Raw genomic sequence first — 22994 nt, forward strand, 5'->3', positions numbered from 1 at the left:
CGCGCATGCTCAAAACAATGCGATATCGAGCACGCCCAACCCGTCGAGCGCATGCGAGCAGGCGTCCTCCACCAGCCGCGCGAGCACGCCCTGCTCCCCCGCGCGCCAGAGCAGGGCGACCCCGGAGATGAGCGCCATGAGCGCGAACAGGGTCAGGGCATATTCGAGCGTCGCCTGGGCGCGTTCCTCCCGCGCGAGGTGTCGCAGAGCGCTCACGGTTCGTGCCGACGCTCCCCCGTGGACACGCCGCGCGGCCATGCCCCCCAGCACGCGTTGCGCACATGCACGCATACGCATCAACCTCCTTGCTTGCACCTCATCGCGAGCCCGTGTCCTCCGGGGCAGACGATGCGCTCATGCGCGCGATCCGCGCCGTCGACGAGGCATCTCCTTCCTCGGCTGCCACGACGATGACGTCGACCCACCCCTCCGCGTTGAGAACGATGCCGCCCCATGCGTTGCCCTTCAAATCCAGGTAGCCGCTTGTCATGAGCTGGCACCCAGCCGTGTCGCGGTACGTGCGGAGCACGTCGGCGGCGAGCTCGTCGATGGGCTCATCGGCCGTCCACATACACGATGCCTCTCCCTGCGCATCCGCCGCCGCGGAGCGCTCGAGCACGCTCAAGAACGTACTCGCATCGACCGGGGCGGCATCCGATTCATCTGCGAGCTCATCGCCCGCCGCGGCATCGCTTCCCGCTTCCCGATCACCCTTTGGCTCGGCCGCATCACCCGACGCGTCGGAGCCCTCCGCAGCACGGGACGAGCCCGCCTTCGCCTGCGGGGTCGGCTCAGCCTGATCGGAGGCAAGCCCGCCGGTCGCCCCGGTAATATACCCCGCGCCCAGCACGAGTGCGCACAACGCCGCGAGCACGCAGAACATGGGGGCGAGCCAGCGCCCGCGCAGGCGATCCCGCCCCCGAGCCGCCTTTGAGGCGGCCGGCTCGCCCGCCCCGCGCGCGGCGCCATCCGTCACAGGCTGTTGATGCCGCTTGAGATGGCGTTCCATAGCTCGCTCACCTTGTCGCGGAAGGCGATGATCGCCAGGATCGCGATGACCACGAGCACGCCCACGAGGATCGCATACTCGGTCGTCCCCTGGCCGCTTTCCTCCTGAGCAAGCGAACGCATCCTGCGCAATCCGCGAGACGCCCCGCAGGCCACCTTGCTACCGAACCCGTGCAGTACCCGTTTCTCCATACGAACCTCCTTACACCATGCCGCTCGCCGCGAGCAGCGGACCCACGATGGAAAGCAACAGCGCCGGCAGGATGAGCGTCCCGGTCGGGATGAGCAGCTTGACGGGTGCGCGCTCGATCTCGCGCTCGACGTGCGCCCGGTGCGCCGCCCGTATCTCGCGCCCCTGCGCGGCAAGCGTCTCGGACAGTGGCGAGCCCAGGCTGAGTGCCTGGTCGACCGCGATGCCGAACGACTCCAGCGACCGCTCGCCGAGGTCGCGCGCCACGCGTTCCAGCTCCTCCCCGCGCGTCGCGATGCCCATCTGCCACGACAGGCGAGCCCGCTCCATGCGCTTGGCAAGCGCGCTGGAGCGATGGGCGCAGAAGAGCTCCAGGGCGGCATCGAACGACAGCCCGGCGGAGAGCCCGAGGCGCACGACATCGATCATCTCCGCGATCTGGCCAAGCGTTGCCTCCTGCGCCGCCCTCGCGCGGCGCGGCCTCATGCGAGCGCGCATCGAGCGCCGTATATGCGCAAACGTGCGTTCCGCGCCCACGAGGCCGCGGCGCAGCATCGAGGCCGCCCACGCGCGATCGGCCGCGCCGAAACCCGTCAGCAGCCAGCAGAGCCATGCCGAGAGCACCCCGGCAACCACCACACCCATTCCGCATCACCCCACATCGATGCGCATGATGCGCCGGATGATGACCCATGCGCAGGCATCGAGCACCAGCGCCACGGCCACGCAGCCCGCGCCGACCGGCGTGGCGAGACCGTTTCGAAAGTCAACCGAAACCGCTGCGAGCGCGCCGACCATGGCGATGGGCATCAAAGCGACGAGTCGGGCCGACATGCGCGCCTGGGATGTCTTCACGTCCAGCTGGCGCATGAGGGCGATGCGCTCACCCGCCATCTCCGCCGCCTCCGCCAAAAGTTCCCGGAGCGGTGCCCCGGTGCGCTGCGAGACCTTGAGGGCGAGCGATACGAGCCCGAGACCCGGGGCGGGAAGGCGAGCAAGCAGGTCGTCCAGGGCATCGGATGCGGAGATGCCGCAGTCAACGGCGCATGCCACGCGGAGAAACTCGCCGCGAACCGGCTCCTCGGCATGGCTCCCCACGAAGCGCATGCCCTGCGCGAGCGTATGGCCCGAGCCGAGCGCGATCGCGAGGGCTGCGAACGCCTCGGGCATCGCCGACGCGATGCGCTGGCGCTCCTCGCGCGCCCGCCGCGCCGCGCGCACCACCAGGACGATGGCGATAGCAGCAGCGCCCGCGGCAAACCCGATGACGCCGCCCAGCGCGAGCACGCCCGCCATGCCGCCCAGACAGAGCGCGGCGACGAGCATGCCCCGCTGCAGTTCCGTCTCAGCCCGGGTATGCAGGGACAACGGCGGAGCATCCGCCGCTTCCACCGCGTCGTCCGCCGGGCACGCCTTCGCCGTGCCGCGCGGCGCTTCCGCCCCGAGCACGCGCATCGCCCGCGCATACGCCTTCGTCCGCGCGAGCTCGGCGCAGCACGCGCGCATCACAGCGGTGTCGCACACGCACGCGGGAACCGCCGCACCCAGGCGGCGAAGCGCGGATCGCACGGCATCGCCCGCCCCGCGCGAACACGCCGCGGACCCGATGCCGCTGCCAACGCCCCGTCGCACGCCCGTTCCGCCCAAGGCGCCATACACGCCCGCCGCCGCGAGCGCGGCCGTCATCATGGGCACATAGTCCGCCATGCCTGCACCTCCTCGCTCGTGAGTGCGCCGGAACGAAGCCCTTCCTCGATGAACGGGGGTTCGCGCACGAGCTCCCACGTCCCCGTCGCGCGATCGAACGAAACGTACCGTTCCAGCTTCACGCCGCCGTGTTCCGCTCTGCTCACCCCGGAATACGACGACACGAATCGCCTGCCATCCGGGTGCCGTTCCGACATGACGATCCCGTCCAGCGCCATCGCCACCTGCTCTTCGATGAGTTCCGAGGGCAGGTTGATGCCGTAGCGCGCGAGCAGGACGAGACGCACGATCGCCTCATCCTCCGTCCCCGCATGCAGCGTCGTGAGTGACCCGTCGTGGCCGGTGTTCATGGCCTGGAGCATGTCGATGCACTCCGCGCCGCGCACCTCGCCCACCACGATGCGATCGGGCCGCATGCGGAGCGCGTTCGTCACCAAGTCGCGGATACTCACCGCGCCCTCGCCCTCGATGGACGCGGCGCGCGCCTCGAGCCGCACCACGTGCGGGTGCCGGGAGAACTTGAGCTCTGCGGAATCCTCGATGGTCACGATGCGCTCGCCGGTGGGTATCTCGCACGAGAGCGCGTTGAGCAGGGTCGTCTTGCCCGAACCCGTGCCGCCCGCGACGGCAAGATCCTGCCGCAGCGCGACGGCGCACGACAGCAGGCGCGCGTACCAATCGGGAAGCGAGCCGAGCCTGACGAGCTCCGCGAGCGAGCTGATGCGATCGGAGAACTTCCTGATAGTGAGCACGGGGCCGTCGATGGCCACGGGTGGAACCACCGCGTTGACGCGATACCCGCTCCGCAGGCGCGCGTTCACGATGGGGCTCCGCTCGTCGACGCGGCGCCCGAGCGGCGAGAGAATCCGATCGATGAGGATGCGGATCTGCTCGTCATCCTCGAACAGGGCGCCCAAGGGGTGCAGGGTGCCCTTGCGCTCGAAAAAGGCCGAGCCGCACCCATTCACCATGATCTCGCTCACCGATTCATCCTCGAGCAGCGCTTGGAGCGGCCCTAAGCCCACCACGTCGTCGAGCGCCTCGTTCACGATGAGCTCGCGCTCCCCGTCGTCCAGGTCTTCGCGCACCTGGGCGTTGAGCACGGCCTCGATCGCGGGGCGCAGCTCGCCGCGCGCCTGGTCCGCGTCCGTATCCGCCACGATGCGCGCGACCTCATCGAACCCGATGCGCTCCAGCGTCTCGCGCTTCACCGACCGCAGCGCCGCGCGATGCGCTGTGGAGCGCGCACCGTCGCGCTTCCGGGGCCGTCCCGCTGCCCGAACGACCTGCGCGCGCTGCAAAACGCTCATGCCGCCTCACCCACGTTCTTCCATGGCAGGCGCAGCCGCTTGCGACCCGCATCCACGCCCCGCGCCTCGATGCGCAGCGCATCCTCCGGCAGCGTGCACCCCAGCTCGCGCAGGACGCGCACGGCAAGAACCTGCACGCTCTGGGCGAACGGGGTCTGCGCCCGCGCTGCCTCGTCCATATGACCGATCTCCGCGAGCCCCGCGAGGTCGCCGCCGCCATCCATGACGCGCGCCTTCGAGCTCAGCGCCGCCGCCATCTCGATGCGCATGGCCATATCCTCTGGACATGAGCGCGCGCCGACTCGATTGACCACGCAGGTCATGCGCGTGCGCGGGAGGCCGAAGCGCCCCGCCAGGGAGATGGCGCGCTGCAGCGCGGGAGCCGTGCCCGTCGCGCCGTCGGCGACCATGAGGCACCGGTCGCACTGGGACACCGCTGCGGCGACCGCATCCGTCCACGTCGCCGAAGTATCGACGATCACGACGTCCGCCTCGGCCCGAAGCACCTCGAGCAAGACCTCGACCGGTTTCCCGAGCAGCTCCGCCCGCTCTGGTACGCCGATCGGCCCCCAGACCGTCAACCCGGGGGCGACGCGCATCGACGCGCGCACGATATCGGCCTCCGAAAGCGAGCCCGATGAAGCTGCCTGGACGATTCCCTCCAGGTCGCGGGGCTCTTCCACGCCCAGCATCCCGTAGGCATCGCCGAACATGAGGTCGAGGTCGACGAGCGCGGCGCGCAGCCCCATGCGGGCCGCGTCGCACGCCATCGCCGTCGCGATCGTGGTCTTGCCCACGCCCCCGCGGCCGGAGGCGACGCACACGACGGGCGCGCGATGCTTCGGCCGGTCGCGTTCCCACGGCGCCTTGGCACGCGGGCGCGGCTGATCGTCCGGCTCATCCAGGTCGTCCACGCCGTTCGAGTGGCTCATGCCCTTCGCAGCGCCATACGCCGTCTCTATCTGCGTGCGCTGCGCCTCAATCGGCGTCGCAACAACCCCTTCGCTGTCCTCGGCTCGCTTCTCCGCAGCAGTCCCTTCGCCGTCTTCACTCTGCTTCTCCGCAGTCATCGCAGCCGCACCCGTGCGACGGGCTTCCTCGAGCGGCACGACCTCATCGGCACCCGCGTAGAACAGCGGGGCGATGCGTGCCGGATCGATCGCCTCCACGAGCGCCACGACGCGACCCGTGCCATCGGTTCGCGCGATGCGTTCGACGAGCGCCGCATGGGCTTCGATGCCAAGACCCCGCGCGAGCACCACCGTCCCCGCGACCTTGGCATCGAGCGCACCCGCTATGCGCCCGAGCAGCTCAAGGTCGTCGACACGCAGCACGCACGCCCCATGTTCCCGCAGCTCGATCTCCCGCTGCACGACCGGGTACTCCTCGCAGGTGCAGTATGCGAACCACAACGGCTTCATCGCGCATCCCCTCCAAGTTCTGAGCTCGTGTCCTGGGCATCCGCTTCCGCGTCGGACGCCTCGCCCGCGTCCTCGGGATCCGCAGCCCCTTCCGAATCCTTCACGTCCTCGGCCGCTGATGAGTCATTTGAACCCGTCCCCAGTGACTCCGATGAGTCATTTGAACCCGTCCCCAATGACTCATCGACGCCGGAGCCGGGCGCGACCAGGCTGACCGTCCCCTGCGCCACAGCCGCGAGCAACTCGGACACGCGGTCGGGCTCCACGGCAAGCGTCACCCAGCTCAGGTCGCCGGATGCCCCGCCTGCCTGCTCGGCGCTCGTGTCGATCACGGTCGCCCGGCATATCCGATCCGCGAGCCCCGCGCCCGAGAGGTAGACATCGACGGCATCTCCCGACGCGACCGAACCCCCGACGGCATGCGCCGGGTCGACGGCGACCGATACCGCCACCGCGCCCTCGGGAACCTCGAGCCCGCCCGTTCGCTCCTGGAAATAGACCGGGCAGAGCACCGCGCGCTCGGGCACGCTGGAGCTGACGCGCTTTCCCACGACGTCCTCGATCGACGTCGCCGCGTCCGCGGGCAGCAGCCCCGCGACCCAGTCCTCCATGCGCACATCGCCCTCGTCGAGCATCTCGCCCGCCGCGATGTCATGCGACGCCACGCACACGCTCACGACGTCCCCGCCGTAAGATGCGAGCAGGTCTTGGCGCTCGCGTTCCGCCTCGGCGCGGATGGACGAGCCGTACCACGAGACCAGCACGAGCACCAGGACTCCCGATACCGCGCTCAGCGCAAACCGAACCCCGCGCCTCATCGTCCACCCCCGTCCGTACGGCCCTGTCCGTAGCCCCATTGTCGGGAGCCGCGTGGAGCTACCGGGGAAGAACTTCAGAAAGTCCGTCGCGACCTTGCAAAAGCCTTGTCGCATTCTGGCAGGGCGTGCCAGAAACGTGCCAGAACCGGCCGGTTGGGTGACAAGCTTTTCTAAAGCGCTTCACACGGCGCCGGCCTGCGCAATCGACGAAAATATTCAGTTTTCCCTGCTATGTATGCATGCGACACTGCGCACATTCCCCCACGCGCGCCCGCGCGGCCTGACCCGGCGCCTACAGATGGATATCCGGGTCGAGGCTCTGAGCGCTCACGCGCATCTCCTCGGCGAGGCCGCGGAACACCTCAAGGCGCAGCTCGTCGATCTCGCCCGCCTCGACCGCCGCGCGCACCGAGCACCCTGGCTCATGGGTGTGCGTGCAATCGTTGAAGCGGCAGTCGCGTGATGCGACGACGACCTCGGGAAACGTCCGCGCGAGGCCGCGCTCGTGCCCCACGAGCGGCAGGCTCCGCAACCCGGGCGCATCGGCGATGACCCCGTTCTCGCCCGGCAGCTTCACCATCACGCGCGCCACCGTGGTATGCCGGCCGGCATCGTCGCGTGCGCGCACCGCGCCCGTCTCAAGCGCCTCGTGCCCGAGCAGCGCGTTGAGCAGCGTCGACTTGCCCGCGCCCGATTCCCCCAGAATCATCGCGCAGGTCTTCGGCGGGACGCAGGAGCGCACCTCGTCGAGGCCCGCACCCGTCGCGGACGAGGTCACGACCACGCGCACCCCCTCGCCCACGAGCCGCCGGACGCGCCCGAGCTCGCGCGCGAGCCCGTCGGCGTCGCAGCGATCCGCCTTCGTGAGCACCACGACCGGCGTCGCGCCGCAATCCTCCGCGAGCACGAGCGACCGGGCGATGCGGCCCAGCAGCACCTCGCCGGCCCCGAGCGGCTGCACGATGAGGATGGTGTCGACGTTCGCGCACAGTACCTGGCGCTCGCCCCGGTTCTTGCCGCGCCAGCGCTCGAACACCGTGCGCCGGGGCAGGACGTGCTCGATCACGCCCATATCGTGGCCGGGGGCCAAGCGCACCGCCACCCAGTCCCCCACGGCGGGCAGCAGGACCTCCTCCTCGCCGCGGCGCTTGGCGAAGCCCACGGCATGCTCGGCGCGCAGCGTCTCGTGCTCGGTTGCCACCAAGGGGAACCCGCGGTCGAGGCGCACGACGCAGCCGAGCTGCATCTGCGCGGGATCCTCGGCGGTCGCGCAGAACGCGTCGAAGGCGGTGCGCTGCGCATCGTCGAGCCGCAAGTCGTCGAAGGCGGGCACGTCGTGCAGCGCATCGATCTTCGGGAGCGCGGCGACCGCCTGCGCCTCGCTCGCAGCGGACGACCGGCGCTTCCCGCCGTGCGCCGACGTTTTACGTGCCCGCTTCGCCATACCCAGCCGTTAGCCCACGATCAGCGGGACGCCGCAGTCCGCGCAGAAGTTCATGTCGTCGTCCCAGATCTTGCCGCACTGCGGGCAGCGCTTGTGCACCTCGACCGGCTCGGGCGCGAACAGCTCCTCGACGGGATGCGCGCACCCAGGGCAGAACTTGAAGTGCGGCTCGATGACGCTACCGCACACGGGGCAGATCAGGGTCTCCGCAGGCTGCGGAGCAGGCTCCTCGGCAGGGGCGGCTTCCTCGACGACGGCCGCGCCCGCAGCTTCCACCACGACCTCGCCCGCTGCCTGAGCCTCGGCCTCCGCCTGCGCGGCAGCCGCCAGCGCTGCGGCCTCTGCCGCCTCGCGCGCACGGGCCTCCTCGATGCGGGCATGCAGCCCGGCAAGCTGCTCGTCCAGCTCGGCGATGAGCTGCCGCTTCGCCTCGATGCCGTCCTCGAGCTGGGCGATCGATGCCTGCGTCTGCTCGATGAGCAGCTTCTCGCGCTCGACCTCGGCCGTCGCGTCGTCGACATCGGTGTGCGCAGCCGCCAGCGTGCGCTCGAGCTCGGCGATCTGCTGCTCAAGCTCCTGAATCTCGTCCATTGCCAACCGCCTCCCATGCGCGGGCGCGACCGCCAGCCTCGCGCCCCATCAAGCGTACCGTTGCGCCTATTGTCTCACGAAGCGCCCCACATGCGCGCCTGAACTCCGTTTGGATACACAGCCGCACGTCCCGCACCGCCCCCCGGCGCGAAGCGCCCGAGCCCGCCACAACTCCGTGCCTTCCACCGCCCTACCACCGCGTCCGTCATGCGCGCGAGCGAAGCGATGCGCGCCGCCGCCGACAGCGAAAACGAAGGGGCTCCCCGGGGCTTCCTCCGAGCGATTCCGCAGCCGCGAAGCGGCGAGGACAAGCGAGGAGGAAACCCGGGGAGCCCCGAGCAGGACGATGTCACGCGGCGGCGCTTACTTCTCCTTCTCCACCGCGCGCATGATGGCCTTGTAGATCTCCACGAGCGGGATGATCAGGAAGCCGAGCGCGAGCGCCGTGATCATGCCCTTGGGCTCGAGGTGCTCCACGCCGAAGAAGATCATCGAGAGCGCGTCGACCTCGACCACGATGAGCGTGAGCACGAGCGCCAGGAACGCGGCGCCCCACAGCCACTTGTTCTGCTTCTTCATATGGAAGATGCTGGCGCGGCGGCTGCGCATGTTGAAGCAGTGGAAGATCTCGACCATGTTGAGCGTGATGAACGCCATCATGACGCCCTCTTCGTCGGCCATGCTGGTCGCGAGCTGGCTGAGGTCGATCTCGCCCAGGTCGAAGTACACGCCGCAGAAGAAGCTGGCGAGCACGAGCACGGTGATCATGAGGCCCTGCACCACGGTGTCGAAGCCCATGTGGCCGGCGAACACGCCGTCGGAGGCGTTGCGCGGCTTGCGCTTCATCACGTCGCCCTCGGCGTCCTCCATGCCGAGCGCGAGCGCCGGGAAGCAGTCGGTCACGAGGTTCACCCAGAGCAGCTGGATGGGCTGGAACAGCGTGAAGCCCATGAGCGTCGCCGCGAAGACCGAGAACACCTCGGCGAGGTTCGCGGAGAGCAGGAACTGGATGACCTTGCGGATGTTGTCGTAGATGCGGCGACCCTCTTCGCAGGCGTTGATGATCGTGGCGAAGTTGTCGTCCGCGAGCACCATGTCGGCGACGTTCTTGGTGACGTCGGTGCCGGTGATGCCCATGCCGATGCCGATGTTCGCGTGTTTGATGGACGGGGCGTCGTTCACGCCGTCGCCGGTCATGGCGACGATCTTGTCGCGCGACTTCCACGCCTCGACGATGCGCGTCTTGTGCTCGGGCTGGACGCGCGCGTACACGCCGTACTGCTCGATGCGCTCGTCGAGCTCCTCGTCGGACATCTTGTCGAGCTCGACGCCGGTGATGGCCTGGTCGCGGCTCTCGACGATGCCGAGGTTCTTCGCGATGGCCACGGCGGTGTCGACGTGGTCGCCCGTGATCATGACGGTGCGGATGCCCGCGCCGTGCGCCTCGGCGATGGCCGGGGCCACCTCGGGACGCTCGGGGTCGATCATGCCGGAGAGGCCGCAGAACACGAGGTCGTGCTCGAGCGCCTCGGCGCTGAAGTCGACGGGCTTCTCCATATAGGTGCGGCTGGAGAGAGCGAGCACGCGGAGCGCCTCGTCGGCCATAGCCTTGTTGGCGGCGAGCAGCTGCTCGCGGCGCTCGTCGGTCATGGGGACGACCTCGCCGTCCTGCCAGATGTGCGTGCAGAGGTTCAGGATGACGTCGGGCGCGCCCTTCGTGTACTGCTCGAAGCTGCCGTCGGCCTCCTCGACCACCACGGACATCATCTTGCGGCCGGAGTCGAACGGGGCCTCGCCCACGCGCGGGTGCTCGACGTCGAGCCCGGTCATGCCGGCCTTGGCGGCGTCGTTCACGAGCGCGCACTCGGTGGGCTCGCCCACGGCCTCGCCGGCCTCCTCGTCCCACTTCGCGTCGGAACACAGCGCCATGCCGGCGAGCAGCTTCTCCTCGGAGGAGGCGAGCTCGTGCTTCACGACCGTCATCTTGTTCTGCGTGAGGGTGCCCGTCTTATCCGAGCAGATGACCTGCGTGCAGCCGAGCGTCTCGACGGCGCTGAGGTTGCGGATGATGGCCTGGCGCTTCGCCATCTTGGTGACGCCGATGGAAAGCACGATGGTCACGACGGCGACGAGGCCCTCGGGGATGGCGGCGACGGCGAGCGACACGGCCACCATGAAGGTGTCGAGCAGCATGTGCGGCTCGGCCATGACGGTGCCGAAGCCGGCGCGGATCACGTCGACGGCGAAGACGACCACGCAGATCACGATGACCAGGATGGTGAGGATCTTCGAGAGCTCGGCGAGCTTCATCTGCAGCGGCGTGAGCTCTTCCTTGGCGTCGTTGAGGGCGCCGGCGATCTTGCCCATCTCGGTGTCCATGCCGGTGCTGCAGACCACGGCCTTACCGCGGCCGTACACCACGGTGGAGCCCATGTAGCACATGTTCTTGCGGTCGCCGAGCGGCACGTCGTCGGAGTCCTTGTCGAGGGTGATGGCCTCGGTGTTCTTCTCCACCGGGACGGACTCGCCGGTGAGGGCGGCCTCCTCGATCTTCATGGACGCGCTCTCGAGCACGCGGCAGTCCGCGGGCACGGCGTCGCCGGCCTCGAGCAGGATGATGTCACCGGGCACGAGCTCGGAGGAGTGCAGGGAGATCAGCTTGCCGTCGCGGATGACCTTGGACTGGGCGGCGCTCATCTCCTGCAGGGCGGCGAGCGCCTCCTCGCTCTTGGCCTCCTGGATGACGCCGAGGGCGGAGTTGATGATGACGACCGCCATGATGATGATGACGTCGGCCCACTCGGACTCGCCCTGGATCATGCCGGTCACGGCCGAGATGACCGCGGCGACGATGAGCATGATGACCATGGGGTCGGCCATCTGCTGGAAGAAGCGGATCCACAGCGGCGTCTTCTCTTCTTCCTTGAGCTTGTTGGGTCCGTACTTCGCCTCGCGCTTCTGCGCTTCGGCCGAGGTTAGACCCGTTTCCGCATTCGTGGACTGCTCTTTGAGCACGTCCTCAGTGGAAGCAAGGTATTCCTTCAAATGTATCCCTCCTGATACATAGGAACGACGGGCGCAGATGCGCCCCGATACGACCATGGCTCCCGATCATAATTCCAGGAAGGCAAGGGCTCGCCACGTAAACTTATATATTAGCTGAACTGAGATCGGGGTAGCAGCAAAATCCTGCCTTTTTGGGCTGCGGAACAGGCGGGGCCGAGAGCCGCGCAGATGTAAAAACACCCCAGGGGTAATTTTACATGGGGTGCCGGCCAGCCGACTGGTGCGACCTTTCGCTCAAATCCACGCAAGCGCCTCGTTTTTGGTAATAAATCGGCAATCGGTCGAAATTCTCCGATGAACGGCGTATTTGAGCCCCGTTTCACCTATAATGCACACACCAGAAAGATGTATCGAGCCGTTTACGACACCGATTATGGAGGTCTGCATGTATAAACGCACGAAAATCGTCTGCACGATGGGGCCCGCCTGCGACAACGACGAGACGCTGCGCGAGATGATGAAGGCGGGTATGAATATCGCTCGCTTCAACTTCTCCCACGGCGACTACGCCGAGCACCATGAGCGCATCGAGCGCGTCCGCCGCATCGCCGCCGAACTCGACATGACGATCGGCATCCTGCTCGACACCAAGGGCCCCGAGGTCCGCACCGGCCTGCTCGAGGACCACAAGAAGGTCGCCGTCAAGACCGGTGACAAGATCATCGTCACCGCGCGCCCCACGTCCGAGGACTTCCTGGGCAACGCCGGCCACATCTCCCTCGACTACCTCAACCTCCCCAGCGAGGTCGAGCCCGGTTCGCGCATCCTCATCGACGACGGCATCGTCGAGCTCGTCGTGGAGAGCGTCGATGGCCAGGACATGCACTGCGTCGTCAAGAACGACGGCGAGATCGGTGAGCGCAAGGGCGTGAACCTCCCCAACGTCGAGATTGGCCTGCCCGCCATCACCGAGCGCGACCGCGCCGACATCCTCTTCGGCCTGAAGGAGGGCATCGACTACATCGCGGCCTCCTTCATCCGCAACGGCGCCGCCGTGCGCGAGATCCGCGAGCTCTGCCGTGAGAACGGCGGCGAGCACGTGGGCATCTTCCCCAAGATCGAGTGCGCGCTGGGCGTCCAGAACTTCGACGAGATCCTGAAGGCGTCCGACGGCATCATGGTCGCCCGCGGCGACCTGGGCATCGAGATCGCGCCCGAGCTCGTGCCGCACCTGCAGAAGAAGATGATCAAGAAGTGCAACGCCGCGTACAAGCCGGTCATCACCGCCACGCAGATGCTCGACTCCATGATCCGCAACCCGCGCCCCACGCGCGCCGAGGTCGCCGACGTCGCCAACGCCATCTATGACGGCACCGACGCCGTGATGCTCTCCGGCGAGTCCGCTGCCGGCAAGTACCCGGTCGAGGCGGTGCGCATGCAGGCGAGCATCGCGCACGAGACCGAGCAGTACCTGGGCCTGCACGCCGAGCTCAAGGTGCCCGAGGGCAGCCAGAGCACGCGCGTCATCAACAACGTCGTGGGCCTCTCGGCCGTGAACATGGCCACCACCGTGGGCGCGAAGTGCATCATCTGCCCCACCACCACCGGCCGCACGGCGCGCCTCATCTCGCACTTCCGCCCCGCCGTCCCAGTCGTGGCGTTCTCGCGCCACCAGTGGGCCGTGCAGAAGATGCTCATGTACTGGGGCATCGAGCCGCACCTCGCCGCCATCACGCAGGGCAGCAGCGTCGACGACACGGTGGCGAAAGCCATCGAGACCGCCAAGGAGCGCGGCTACGTTGAGCCCGGCGACGTCACCGTCGTGACCGTCGGCGACCCCAAGACCGCCGTCGACTCCACCCTCGGCGACGGCAAGCGCAGCTCCACGAACGTGGTCTACGTCGCCCAGGTGCGCTAAGAGCGACAGACGCCGGGCAGCGCACGCCAGATGCATGCGCCCCGCGAGCGCTTGATCTTTTCGCCCCGTATGGCATGACGCCGTGAGCGTCGAACCCGATTTTCGACATTCGAGGAGCGGGTTATGCCATGCGGGGCGGTTCTGTTTTCGAATGGAAGCGTTGCGGCGGACGTTCGAGCCTTGATACTGTGTGGGATTTCGGAAATGCCGAGTAGAGACTCGATTCTCTTGGCAAAACCGCAGCTTACAGACACTCGTGATGGCCGTGTACTCGGTCCCTGGCAAATCCCACTCAGTTTCGAGCCCCGAACTTGCTTTGCTCCCTCGACACACGCTGAATCTCCCCGAGATTCCACCAATCTATCGACAAATCCGCCAGCAACGATCGCTCTGCGCGCTTGAACCCTTTGCTTTTTGGCTTCAGGTCGACATGCAATAGCCCGGCAATGCACTTCGCCGTGTCATCCAGATGGTATTCGTCTTTGAGCTGCCGCGAGCGCAGGCGCAAAACAGTGTGCCCCATACTCTGGAGCGCCATCGCTCGGTTATCATCCTCTGCAGCCCGCTCTCCACCGTGATAGGCATTTCCCTGGCACTCGACGATAAGCGGAGGGCGCCGCTCGTCACCTTCGAAATACAAATCCGCAAAGCACGTCCGCTCGGTGCATATCCTTCTGGCCTGAGCAGATAGCGGTATCGGATGGTTAAGCTCGAGCGGAGCAAAGCCTTGCCCGCCCCGGCGCCTCGGCATACCCAGGAGCATTGCCGCCCGCACCTCGAACGGCGACGACGCCATGCCATACACGTCGCGAGCAGCTGCTTTGAGCCTGCCCACTCCCGGCACTCCCTCCACGCTCGAAACGAAGCGATTGAAATCGTTCCACTGGATAAGGGGAGGACGCTTCCATAAATCCGTGAGGTCGCCGTCGGCATCCAAAGCTGGAACCCATCCGTCTACCGTAGACAGCGTATTCGAATCTATCTTGCTTTGGAGAGCCTCCCGCACCTCCTCCGTAGGCCTATACACCGTGAAGTTGCCCATGAACTCGTATAGCAGCATGGTGAGCTGATGCGTGGAAAGCCAGCGTCCCAGGCTCATGAGCGTAAACATCGGTGATGTTACCGAGAAGCCATGCTCGGTATCCCAGATCATCCCAGGAAGAACCTCGTTCGCCCATACGTGGTATATGAACGAATCCGAGGGGTAACCCACGCGCTTCTCTGATATAAGCAAGTGAAACGGCGGTGCCATCGCTCCGAACGGGCTCTCGCCGGCGTTTGCGCTCCGCGCAACCCAACGCTTTCCCTGCTCGTAATCGAGGTCGGGATAGTGCTCATATAGATCGTGTACCTCAGGGGGAGTCCTGAAGTACTTGAGAGCCGTTGTATGTGAAAAGACCGCGCACATGAGCAGAGCTTAGCAACCGGACAAGCGGATCGGCTCCTGAACAAAAAAGTATTCACGCGCGACCTTGCACGTATCTGGCACGGGGATGACAAATTATCATCGTCGCAGGTAGACGAGGTGTAATTGTGACGGTTTTTATAATACCAGCGGTTCTTCGATTTTTAGATTATGCAGTATGGCTGCACATCAGCCCAAAGAAAAGATGTTCGAGCCTTGATACTGTGTGGGATTCCAAAAATGCCGAGTAGACACCCGCAAATCGCAGGAAATGCCCAGCTCACGTCGAGCTGAAATGGCACTCTACTCACACGATGGGAAATCCCACACAGTATCGAGGCTCGAACACATCCAAAGACCCACACGGCACGACCAACGCAGCCCGAAGCCCTACCCCAGCCGCTCTGCCAGGAGCGCGTCGGCGCGGTCGACGACCTCAGCGAACACCGAATCGAAGAATTCGTCGGTGAGCAGGCGATATGGCTGCCGCACGGGCGCCGGCGCGTTCGTGCGGACGACCTCGTGCGCCACGCCGATGGTCATGAGCAGCGTCCGCTCGTCGATCGCGTACTGCGGGAACGCCGCCGCGGTCGCAACGAGGCGCGGCGTGGATCGCGGCACGGAATCGATGGCCAGCGTCTTGCCAAACGCGTCGAAATCCCCCTGCTTCTTGATGCGGAACTGCTCGCTCGGGGCGATGCCCTCGCGGTCGAGGAACTCGTTCACCCGCGTGTTCCACAGGCAGTCCGCAAGCAGGTGCACCCAAACACCCAGCTCGAAATCGAGCAGCGAGCGCGCGATGTCGGCGGGAGCAACCGCCTCATCGAGCGGACTGCCCTCCCGCACCGGCTCAGGGACGCCCTCGTAGCGCTGCGGATAGTGGATCCGGCTCACGCGGTCGGCCTCGAGCTTGAGCGAGGAGGCCGCGATGACCGGCCGGCACTCCGTCGCCGGCGTGCCCGCCAGCCCCTCCGCCGCGAGCGCGGCCGCGGCCGGCACCACGTACGCATCCCAAAACTCCTGCTCACGCGGCTTAGGGATGAACGCCGGCTTCGCGAAATGCGTGATGCGGTACGCGATAGGATGCTCCACGCCCGGCACCATGTACCCCACCGGGATGTCCGGGGTGAGGCTGCCCAGCAAAAACGCGTTGCGGTCGAGCACCGTGCGCGCCACGGCGCCCTCGCGCGCGAACAGGTGCTCCGCATGCGCGATATGGATATTCCAGCTGGGCACGCGCCCTCCCTTCAAAGGGGCGGCGACCCAACGCCTGGCATCGGGTCGCCGCCCATCACGTTACTGCCGCGAACTTAGCCGCGCACCTCGCCGCCGACGGCCTTGGTCACCTTCGCCACGAGCTTCTGGTGCACGCGCTCGACCTCCTCCGAGGTGAGCGTGTGGTCGTCCGCGCGGTACGTGAGCGCGAACGCCATGGACTTCTTGCCCGCGCCCACGCGCTCCTCGTCGCGGTACACGTCGAACAGGCGCACGTCGCGCAGGAGCTTGCCGCCCGCCGAACGCAGCCGGCGCTCGAGGTCCTCGTAGGTCACGGCCTCATCGACCACGATCGCCAGGTCGACATCGACCGACGGGAACATCGAGAAGTCCTGGTAGGCCTGCTGGTCGCGCGCGCACTTCATGAGCGCCTCGAGGCTCAGCTCGAAGGCGACCACGGGCAGCGCGATGTCGTAGGCCTCGCGCACGGCGGGATGGATCTCGCCCACCCAGCCGAGCTCGACGCCGCCCGCGAGCACCTCGGCGCCGCGCCCGGGCTGCAGGAACGCAAAGCGCTCGCCCTCCGCGGGACGGAAGCGCACCTTCTCCACGCGCAGCTGGGAGAGCAGCTCCTCCACCACGCCCTTGCCGTCGAAGAAGCGCAGCGGCTTGTACTTCTGGTTCCACGTCACGTCGCCCCACGCGCCGGACAGCACGCCGGCGAGCGCATGGCGCTCCTTGGGCAGGCTCGCGTGCTCGCGGCCGCAGAACAGCGTGCCCATCTCGTACAGGTGCACATTCGCCGTGCCGTGCGCGCCGTTATAGGCCACGGACTGCAAAAGCCCGGGCAGCAGCGAGCGGCGCATCTCGGTCTGCTCGGCCACGAGCGGGTTCATGAGCACCACGGGCAGGCCGCGGCCCTCGGCGCTCATGCGCGTGCGCTCGAGGTCGCCGGGGGCGGCGAACGAGTACGTCGTGGTCTCGTTCAGGCCGCAGGAGCGCATGATCGAGCCGATGCGACGAAGCAGCCGCTGGTCGTGCGTGAGCCCGCCGATGTGGTTTCTCGCGGCGGGGATTGTCGCCTCGACGCGACCCATGCCCCACAGGCGCAGCACCTCCTCGATGAGGTCGATCTCGCGCTCGAGGTCGGGGCGGAACGTGGGCGGCACCACGCGGAACACGGGCTCGCCGTCTGCCTCCGCGCGCTCGACCGCGCAGCCCAGGCGCGTGAGCGAGCGCTCCACGAACTCCGGCTCGATCGGCGCGCCGCAGATGAGCTCGACGCGGCTCTGGCGCAGCGTGAGCTCGGGCAGCTCGATGGGCGACGGGTACACGTCGATGGCGCCGGAGATGACGGTCGCGCCGCAGCACTCCTCGAAGAGCGCCGCCGCGATGGCCGAAACCTGGTCGCAGCGCGTGCGGTCGACCTGGCGCTCGTAGCGGATGGACGCCTCGGAGATGAGCGCGAGGTCGCGGCTCGTGCGCGAGATGTGGCTCGAATCGAAGCACGCGGCCTCGAGCAGCACGTCGTGCGTCGTGTCGTCGATCTCGGAGTCGAGCGAGCCCATGACGCCGGCGAGGCACACGGGGCGGTTGCCGTCGTCTGTGATGACGCACATGTCGGACGAGAGCTCGCGCTCCTGGCCGTCGAGCGTCACGATCTGCTCGCCGTCGCACGCGGCGCGGACCACCACGTGCCGGCGGCCGTCGCGCTCGGTGAGCTTGCCGAGGTCGAAGGCGTGGAGCGGCTGGCCGGTGAGCATCATGACGTAGTTCGTGACGTCCACGACGTTGTTGATGGGGCGCATGCCCGCCGCGGTGACGCGCTCGGCAAGCCACGCGGGCGAGGGGCCGATCTTCACGCCGCGCACCACGCGCGCGGTGTAGCGGCTGCAGAGCTCCGGGTCGGCGATGCGCACGTCGACGATGTCGTCCACATGCACGGAGGTGTCCTCGCGCTGGATCTGCGGGAGCTCGATGTGCGTGTCGCGGTCGAAGATGGCGCCCACCTCGCGTGCGATGCCCACCATGGATAGGCAATCCGGGCGGTTCGGCGTGATCTCGCAGTCGAGCACGGTGTCCGAGCTGCCGTGGTACTCGGCGAACGGCACGCCCACGGGGGCGTCCTCGGGCAGGATCATGATGCCGGAGTGGTCGCCGGAGAGCCCCAGCTCGCGCGCCGAGCAGTTCATGCCGCAGCTCACAACGCCACGGAGCTTGCTCTTCTTGATCTTGACGCCGCCGGGCAGCTCCGCGCCCACGAGCGCCGTGACGATATGGTCGCCCTGCTCGAAGTTCTGGGCGCCGCACACGATGGTGAGCGGCTCGGGCTCGCCGTCCTCGCCCAGGTTGCAGCGGCCCACGTCCACCTTGCACACCCACATGTGGTCGGAATCGGGGTGCGGCTCCTTCGAGACCACCCGCGCCGTGACCACATGGTCGAACGCCTCGCCCACGGTATCGATCGACTCGACCTCCGTGCCGGTGCGGATGAGCTCGGCCGAGAGCTCCTCCGGCGACTCCGGCACGTCGATGAGCGTCTTCAGCCAGTTATACGATACTTTCATCTCATCGTCCTTCTCAACTATGCTGCATGCAACAGTACCCCAGGGGTTTTTCTACATTAGAACTGGTTCAGGAAGCGCATGTCGCCGGTCATGAGCGTGCGCAGGTCGGGCAGGTCGTAGCGAAGCGCCGCGACGCGCTCGACGCCGATGCCGAACGCGAAGCCGGTGTAGCGCTCCGGGTCGACGCCGCAGTTCACGAGGACGTTGGGGTCGATCATGCCGCAGCCTAGGATCTCGATCCAGCCGCTGTGCTTGCAGAAGCTGCAGCCCTTGCCGCCGCACACATGGCACGACACGTCGAGCTCGCAGCTCGGCTCGGTGAAGGGGAAGAAGTGCGGGCGGTAGCGCGTCTTGCGCTCCGGGCCGAACATGGCCTTGGCGAAGTAGTCGAGCGTGCCCTTGAGATCGCCGAAGGTGATGCCCTCATCCACCACGAGGCCCTCGACCTGGTTGAACTGCGGCAGGTGGCAGGCATCGGCCGTGTCGGGGCGGTACACCGTGCCCGGGACGATCGCGTAGATGGGCGGCTTCTGGTGCTCCATGATGTGGATCTGCGTGCCCGAGGTCTGCGTGCGCAGCAGCACGTCGGACTCGCCGTGCGCGTGCTCCTCCGGGTGCGGCACGCTGCCGGGCGCGTTGTCCACCACGTAGAACGTGTCGCGCGCGGAGCGGCTCGGATGATCCATCGGGGCGTTCAGCGCGGTGAAGTTGTACCACGAGGTCTCGACCTCGGGGCCGGCCTCCACGGTGTAGCCGATCCCGCAGAACACGTCCTCGATCTCTTCCTTGATCTGGTTGATGGGGTGCGCGTGGCCGATCGTGGGGCGCGCGCCGGGCAGCGTCACGTCGACGGCCTCGGTGGCCATGAGCTGCTGCATGGCCTGGCGCTTGAGGTCGCCCTGCGCGTGCTCGATGAGCGATTCCGCCATGCGGCGCAGCTCGTTCGCGCGCTTGCCCAGCACCGGGCGCTCCTCCGGCGCGACCTTGCCCATCATGTGCATGACCTGCGTGATCTCGCCCTTCTTGCCGAGCAGCGCCACGCGCGCCGCCTCGAGCGCCGCCGCGTCATCTGCCGCGGCGATCATGTCTTTCGCACGCGCCTCGAGCGCGTCGAGCTCTTCTATCAAGCCCATGAACTCCCTCTTCCTCATCGCTTCGCGCGCCAGGGGCACGCGCCTTTCCCGATAGAACAAAAAACCGTCCCTGGGACGAACCCAAGGACGGCATAGTTACCGCGGTACCACCTTGATTGGCTGCCGGATGTCTGCCCGGCATGCCCGCTTTTGCCCGTTCTCGCTCGGGCCGGCGGCTTCCCTACTCAGAGCAGTGCGCGGGCGGGGTGCGCCGCGCGGGCTCCGTTCAGGTCGCTGCTCGGGAGTGAACGCTGCGTCCTTGCCCCCGCAGGAAGGCTTTCAGCCGGTGACCCTCCCTCTCTGTGCGGCGACGCGGCGGGCGCAACCCTCTCCGTCAACGCGTTGGTCGAAATGATAGCACAGGTTGCGGAGGAGATGGCGTACAGGTAGGAGAAAGATATTCGCAGCTAGATAGTAAAGGTCGAAACTTCCAAAAGGTGCCCGGTTGAGCACCGAACGCTGCTTGAGTCATTGAGGCCAGGTTCATCCAGCTCAAAAAGGGGTTGGCCGGAACACGTCTCCAACCAACCCCTCGGCTCGCCTGGTTCTACTTCGCCGTGCGCAACCTATACCCATGCACCAGGTCGCTTACCGCGCTCCAGGGAATCTGGCGGTCGACCCAGAACATGAGCTGGACGAGGTATCGCTCGAGGCCGCGCGCCAAGTCGCTGAACGCCGCGAGGTCGCAAACGCCACCGAAGCACTCTCCCGCGTGCGCCAGAATCGCCACAGCGTCGTCCATCTTCGCCGTCGTGTCGAACTGGCCGGAATACCAGGCGCACAAGCGCTGCATGCTCCGCGCGAGCGTCGCCGCGTCGCCCGGCTCCTCGCCGCGCGCGACGGCATCCGCCTGGGTGCGCAGCACGCAGATCTGGTCGGAGAAGTTCATGCAGTACCCCATGACGTATTCCCACACCGCGAACTCGCGGCCGGTATCCAGCTTTCGCGCGCGCAGGCGCTCGATGTCCTCGGGCTCGTTGCATACCATATCATCCGCAAGGACGCGCAGCGCCGAGGCCAACTCGCCCGCCGTCAAGCCCGAAAGATGCTCGATCGTTGCCATGGCTTACGCCTCCTCATCCTCGACGTCGACGATTTCGTTGCGTATGGGCGCGCCCTGATCGTCCCACACGGCACGGCATGCGGCAGCGAAGCGCTCACGGTCGGCATCGCAGATGCGCGCAAACATGTTGCAGGTGCCATACGGCTCGCATATGTCGAAGAAGATGCAGATCGACGACCACGCGCCGTACCACACGACAGCGCCCGCAGGTTCCTCGAACTTGGGGTTCTCCATGAGGTCGAGGTCGGCGATCTCGCCGGGCACCGGGTACGTGACTTCGGCGTCGCAGATCTTCGCCGAGAAGATGCGCGACTCGAACGGGCACGCGGCGATAAACGCCTCGCACGTGCGCGGCGCCTCCTGCCAGAGTAGGTCGGCGAGATACGACTCGCCGCCAAGGGTGATTTTGAGCTTTTGTGCCATGGAAGCCTCCTTGATCCGTCGCTCAAAGGGCTCGCTGGCGGATAAGGAGCAAACGGTGCACGGGGTCGCCGAGCCCCAACTTCACGCCGGTAGAAAACCGTCGCCCCAGCCCGTGTTGTCCGTTTAGCTCCTCTATCTTACCACTGGCGTAGTAACGCGGCAGCTTGGGGATGGGTTCGGTGGGGACGGGTTCCTTTCAACCCATTTCGAGTCACGTGAACCCGCCCCCGATGGCTCCTGGCGCTACTCCGCCAGTCTCACCGTGTACGTGTTCTCGTAATCCATGCCGGTGGCGATGGTTGCCGTGCAATCGTCCAGGTTATACACCACGGACCACTGCGTCGCGCTCTCCTCGCCGCGACTGTTGGTGTGCGGCTCCTGCGCGCAGGCGGCCAGCAGCCCCATGGCATCCTCCTCGCTGAGCACGCCGTCGGCAGCGGTGAGGCCGCTCATCACGATCTCGTAGCGGTCCTGGCCGCCGCCGAAGTCGTAGTCACCGGGCGTGAGCAGGAAGTTCGTGGCCGCCATATACGTCTGGCCCTCGGCGGGGGTACCCGCGGTCGTGGCGTCGTCGGCCTCGAGCACCGAGAGCTCGTCGTCGATGTACTCCACCACCACGGTGCGGCCGCTCGCGTCGGCGATCTGGAAGTGGTAGCAGCTGTTCGCACTCGAGTGCATGTCGTACTGCCCGAGCAGCTCGAGCGCCTCGTCCACCGTGGCGCACTTGTCGAGCATGAGGCGGATGGCCGTCGTGGTGGTGATGTCCACCTTGTCGGTCCGCTGATCCGTGGGGTCGGTGTCGATGAGCAGCACGCCCACGGCGAGCCCCTTCTCGTTCACACCGTCGAGCGGGGCGTAGGGCGCGGCGAGCGCCGTGATGCTCGAGGTGGGCGAATCAGGCAGCTTCTCCTCGCCGTAGCCGAGGAAGCCCAGGTTCACCATCGAGATGCTCGCGTAGCCGTTATCGGGGTCGGTGCGCACGAGCATGCTCGGCGAATACGAGAGGTCGAAGTTGCGGCCGAAGATGTCGTCGCCCTCCGGCGTCACGGCGTTGAACGTGGAGCACGCGAGGTCGGGCAACTCGATGGTGACGGGCAGGCCCTTCATGAGGTGCTGGACCACGAAGTCGATGAGCTCGGCATCATTCGAGGCGCCGCCCTGCTCCAGGAACTCATCGATGCCGTAATCTCCCTGGTAGGTCATGGTGTAGGACGGGTAATCGTTCACCTTCTTGATCGAGGCGACGGTGGCGATCTCGTTGCGGAACATGAACGCGAGGCCGGCAACCGCGATCACGACGAGCACTACGAGCGCGATGATGACGCGGACGACGATGCGCCGCGCGCGGCCGGGACGCTTGGCGTTGCCGGTGGCACCCGTTCCAGACGTATTCTCTTCGGACATTGATTCCCCCTCAGATTCGACGTGCATCTTCGCTACTCGTGGCCGGGACACGCGCCCGCGCGCCTGCCAGCCGTGATGCAGCGGCGCATCATCCTAACATGATTCGTCATTTTGCTGACGTTATTTATAATTTCGTCAAATTGAGGGAGGGGGTGTGGGCCTCTTCGCGCCAGCGGAATACCAAATGGCGCGAAACGAGCGGTTTATGCGGGGGTAGCCGAGTAGCCGGCAAACGGGCAACTCGGCTACCTGCACTGATAATTTGCAATATGGTCGTACCGCCGTTCGGCGGATACCATGTCGGTACGCGGCGCGGTGACCCATCTACCTGCTGGCGCCCCCGCGGGGCCGCCTTCAAAGCGACCTGTCCC

General features: G+C 66.8%; 19 protein-coding genes. 1 reads left to right on the forward strand and 18 read right to left on the reverse strand.

All coding sequences use genetic code 11. The features are described 5' to 3' along the window. Positions 1 to 9: 9 nt before the first annotated feature. From B5G02_RS07985 to B5G02_RS08035, 11 genes are all read right to left on the reverse strand, one after another. Complete coding sequence (locus tag B5G02_RS07985) at positions 10 to 216, reverse strand: hypothetical protein (protein ID WP_232385518.1); 207 nt, start codon at positions 214 to 216, stop codon at positions 10 to 12. A gap of 100 nt (positions 217 to 316) precedes the next feature. Further along, positions 317 to 1009, reverse strand: a complete 693-nt coding sequence (locus B5G02_RS07990; RefSeq protein WP_232385519.1) for a hypothetical protein — start codon at positions 1007 to 1009, stop codon at positions 317 to 319. Beyond that, positions 973 to 1200, reverse strand: a complete 228-nt coding sequence (locus tag B5G02_RS07995) for a Flp family type IVb pilin (RefSeq protein ID WP_019239376.1) — start codon at positions 1198 to 1200, stop codon at positions 973 to 975. The genes B5G02_RS07990 and B5G02_RS07995 overlap by 37 nt, the downstream gene beginning before the upstream one ends. A gap of 10 nt (positions 1201 to 1210) precedes the next feature. Further along, positions 1211 to 1843: a type II secretion system F family protein gene (locus tag B5G02_RS08000; RefSeq protein WP_019239377.1), complete on the reverse strand. Its 633-nt coding sequence runs from the start codon at positions 1841 to 1843 to the stop codon at positions 1211 to 1213. Positions 1844 to 1849: 6 nt separating this feature from the next. Beyond that, a complete protein-coding gene (locus tag B5G02_RS08005; protein ID WP_019239378.1) occupies positions 1850 to 2905 on the reverse strand; it encodes a type II secretion system F family protein in 1056 nt (351 codons plus the stop codon). Next, a complete protein-coding gene (locus tag B5G02_RS08010; protein WP_019239379.1) occupies positions 2884 to 4215 on the reverse strand; it encodes a CpaF family protein in 1332 nt (443 codons plus the stop codon). Before B5G02_RS08010 ends, B5G02_RS08005 begins: the two co-directional genes overlap by 22 nt. After that, on the reverse strand, positions 4212 to 5636 hold the full coding sequence (locus B5G02_RS08015) for an AAA family ATPase (protein WP_094335840.1): 1425 nt from the start codon (positions 5634 to 5636) through the stop codon (positions 4212 to 4214). The genes B5G02_RS08010 and B5G02_RS08015 overlap by 4 nt, the downstream gene beginning before the upstream one ends. After that, positions 5633 to 6406: a Flp pilus assembly protein CpaB gene (cpaB, locus tag B5G02_RS08020; RefSeq protein WP_241146203.1), complete on the reverse strand. Its 774-nt coding sequence runs from the start codon at positions 6404 to 6406 to the stop codon at positions 5633 to 5635. The genes B5G02_RS08015 and cpaB overlap by 4 nt, the downstream gene beginning before the upstream one ends. A gap of 340 nt (positions 6407 to 6746) precedes the next feature. Further along, entirely contained in the window at positions 6747 to 7898 is a 1152-nt protein-coding gene (rsgA, locus tag B5G02_RS08025; RefSeq protein ID WP_094335842.1) for a ribosome small subunit-dependent GTPase A, read from the reverse strand. A gap of 9 nt (positions 7899 to 7907) precedes the next feature. Then, positions 7908 to 8489: a zinc ribbon domain-containing protein gene (locus tag B5G02_RS08030; protein WP_094335843.1), complete on the reverse strand. Its 582-nt coding sequence runs from the start codon at positions 8487 to 8489 to the stop codon at positions 7908 to 7910. Between the two features lie 363 nt (positions 8490 to 8852). After that, positions 8853 to 11534, reverse strand: coding sequence for a cation-translocating P-type ATPase (locus tag B5G02_RS08035; RefSeq protein ID WP_094335844.1), 2682 nt, complete (start codon positions 11532 to 11534; stop codon positions 8853 to 8855). A gap of 406 nt (positions 11535 to 11940) precedes the next feature. Between B5G02_RS08035 and pyk the strand changes: the two genes are divergently transcribed. Beyond that, positions 11941 to 13413, forward strand: a complete 1473-nt coding sequence (pyk, locus tag B5G02_RS08040) for a pyruvate kinase (RefSeq protein ID WP_094335845.1) — start codon at positions 11941 to 11943, stop codon at positions 13411 to 13413. 292 nt (positions 13414 to 13705) lie between these two features. Here pyk and B5G02_RS08045 read toward each other — a convergent pair whose 3' ends face one another. The 7 genes from B5G02_RS08045 to B5G02_RS08075 all read right to left on the reverse strand — a co-directional run bounded on the left by B5G02_RS08045 (position 13706) and on the right by B5G02_RS08075 (position 22623). Continuing rightward, positions 13706 to 14566: a DUF559 domain-containing protein gene (locus B5G02_RS08045; protein ID WP_241146204.1), complete on the reverse strand. Its 861-nt coding sequence runs from the start codon at positions 14564 to 14566 to the stop codon at positions 13706 to 13708. A 642-nt stretch (positions 14567 to 15208) separates the two neighbouring features. Beyond that, a complete protein-coding gene (locus B5G02_RS08050) occupies positions 15209 to 16054 on the reverse strand; it encodes a hypothetical protein (RefSeq protein WP_094335847.1) in 846 nt (281 codons plus the stop codon). A gap of 74 nt (positions 16055 to 16128) precedes the next feature. Beyond that, entirely contained in the window at positions 16129 to 18600 is a 2472-nt protein-coding gene (gene pheT, locus B5G02_RS08055; RefSeq protein ID WP_094335848.1) for a phenylalanine--tRNA ligase subunit beta, read from the reverse strand. Positions 18601 to 18656: 56 nt separating this feature from the next. Beyond that, a complete protein-coding gene (gene pheS, locus B5G02_RS08060) occupies positions 18657 to 19733 on the reverse strand; it encodes a phenylalanine--tRNA ligase subunit alpha (protein WP_094335849.1) in 1077 nt (358 codons plus the stop codon). A 547-nt stretch (positions 19734 to 20280) separates the two neighbouring features. Next, a complete protein-coding gene (locus B5G02_RS08065; protein WP_094335850.1) occupies positions 20281 to 20796 on the reverse strand; it encodes a hypothetical protein in 516 nt (171 codons plus the stop codon). A gap of 3 nt (positions 20797 to 20799) precedes the next feature. Continuing rightward, complete coding sequence (locus B5G02_RS08070) at positions 20800 to 21219, reverse strand: DUF3830 family protein (protein ID WP_094335851.1); 420 nt, start codon at positions 21217 to 21219, stop codon at positions 20800 to 20802. 243 nt (positions 21220 to 21462) lie between these two features. Then, a complete protein-coding gene (locus B5G02_RS08075; RefSeq protein WP_094335852.1) occupies positions 21463 to 22623 on the reverse strand; it encodes a linear amide C-N hydrolase in 1161 nt (386 codons plus the stop codon). Positions 22624 to 22994: the final 371 nt, after the last annotated feature.

The organism is [Collinsella] massiliensis, assembly GCF_002161605.1.
In the GTDB taxonomy this organism is placed as follows: domain Bacteria; phylum Actinomycetota; class Coriobacteriia; order Coriobacteriales; family Coriobacteriaceae; genus Enorma.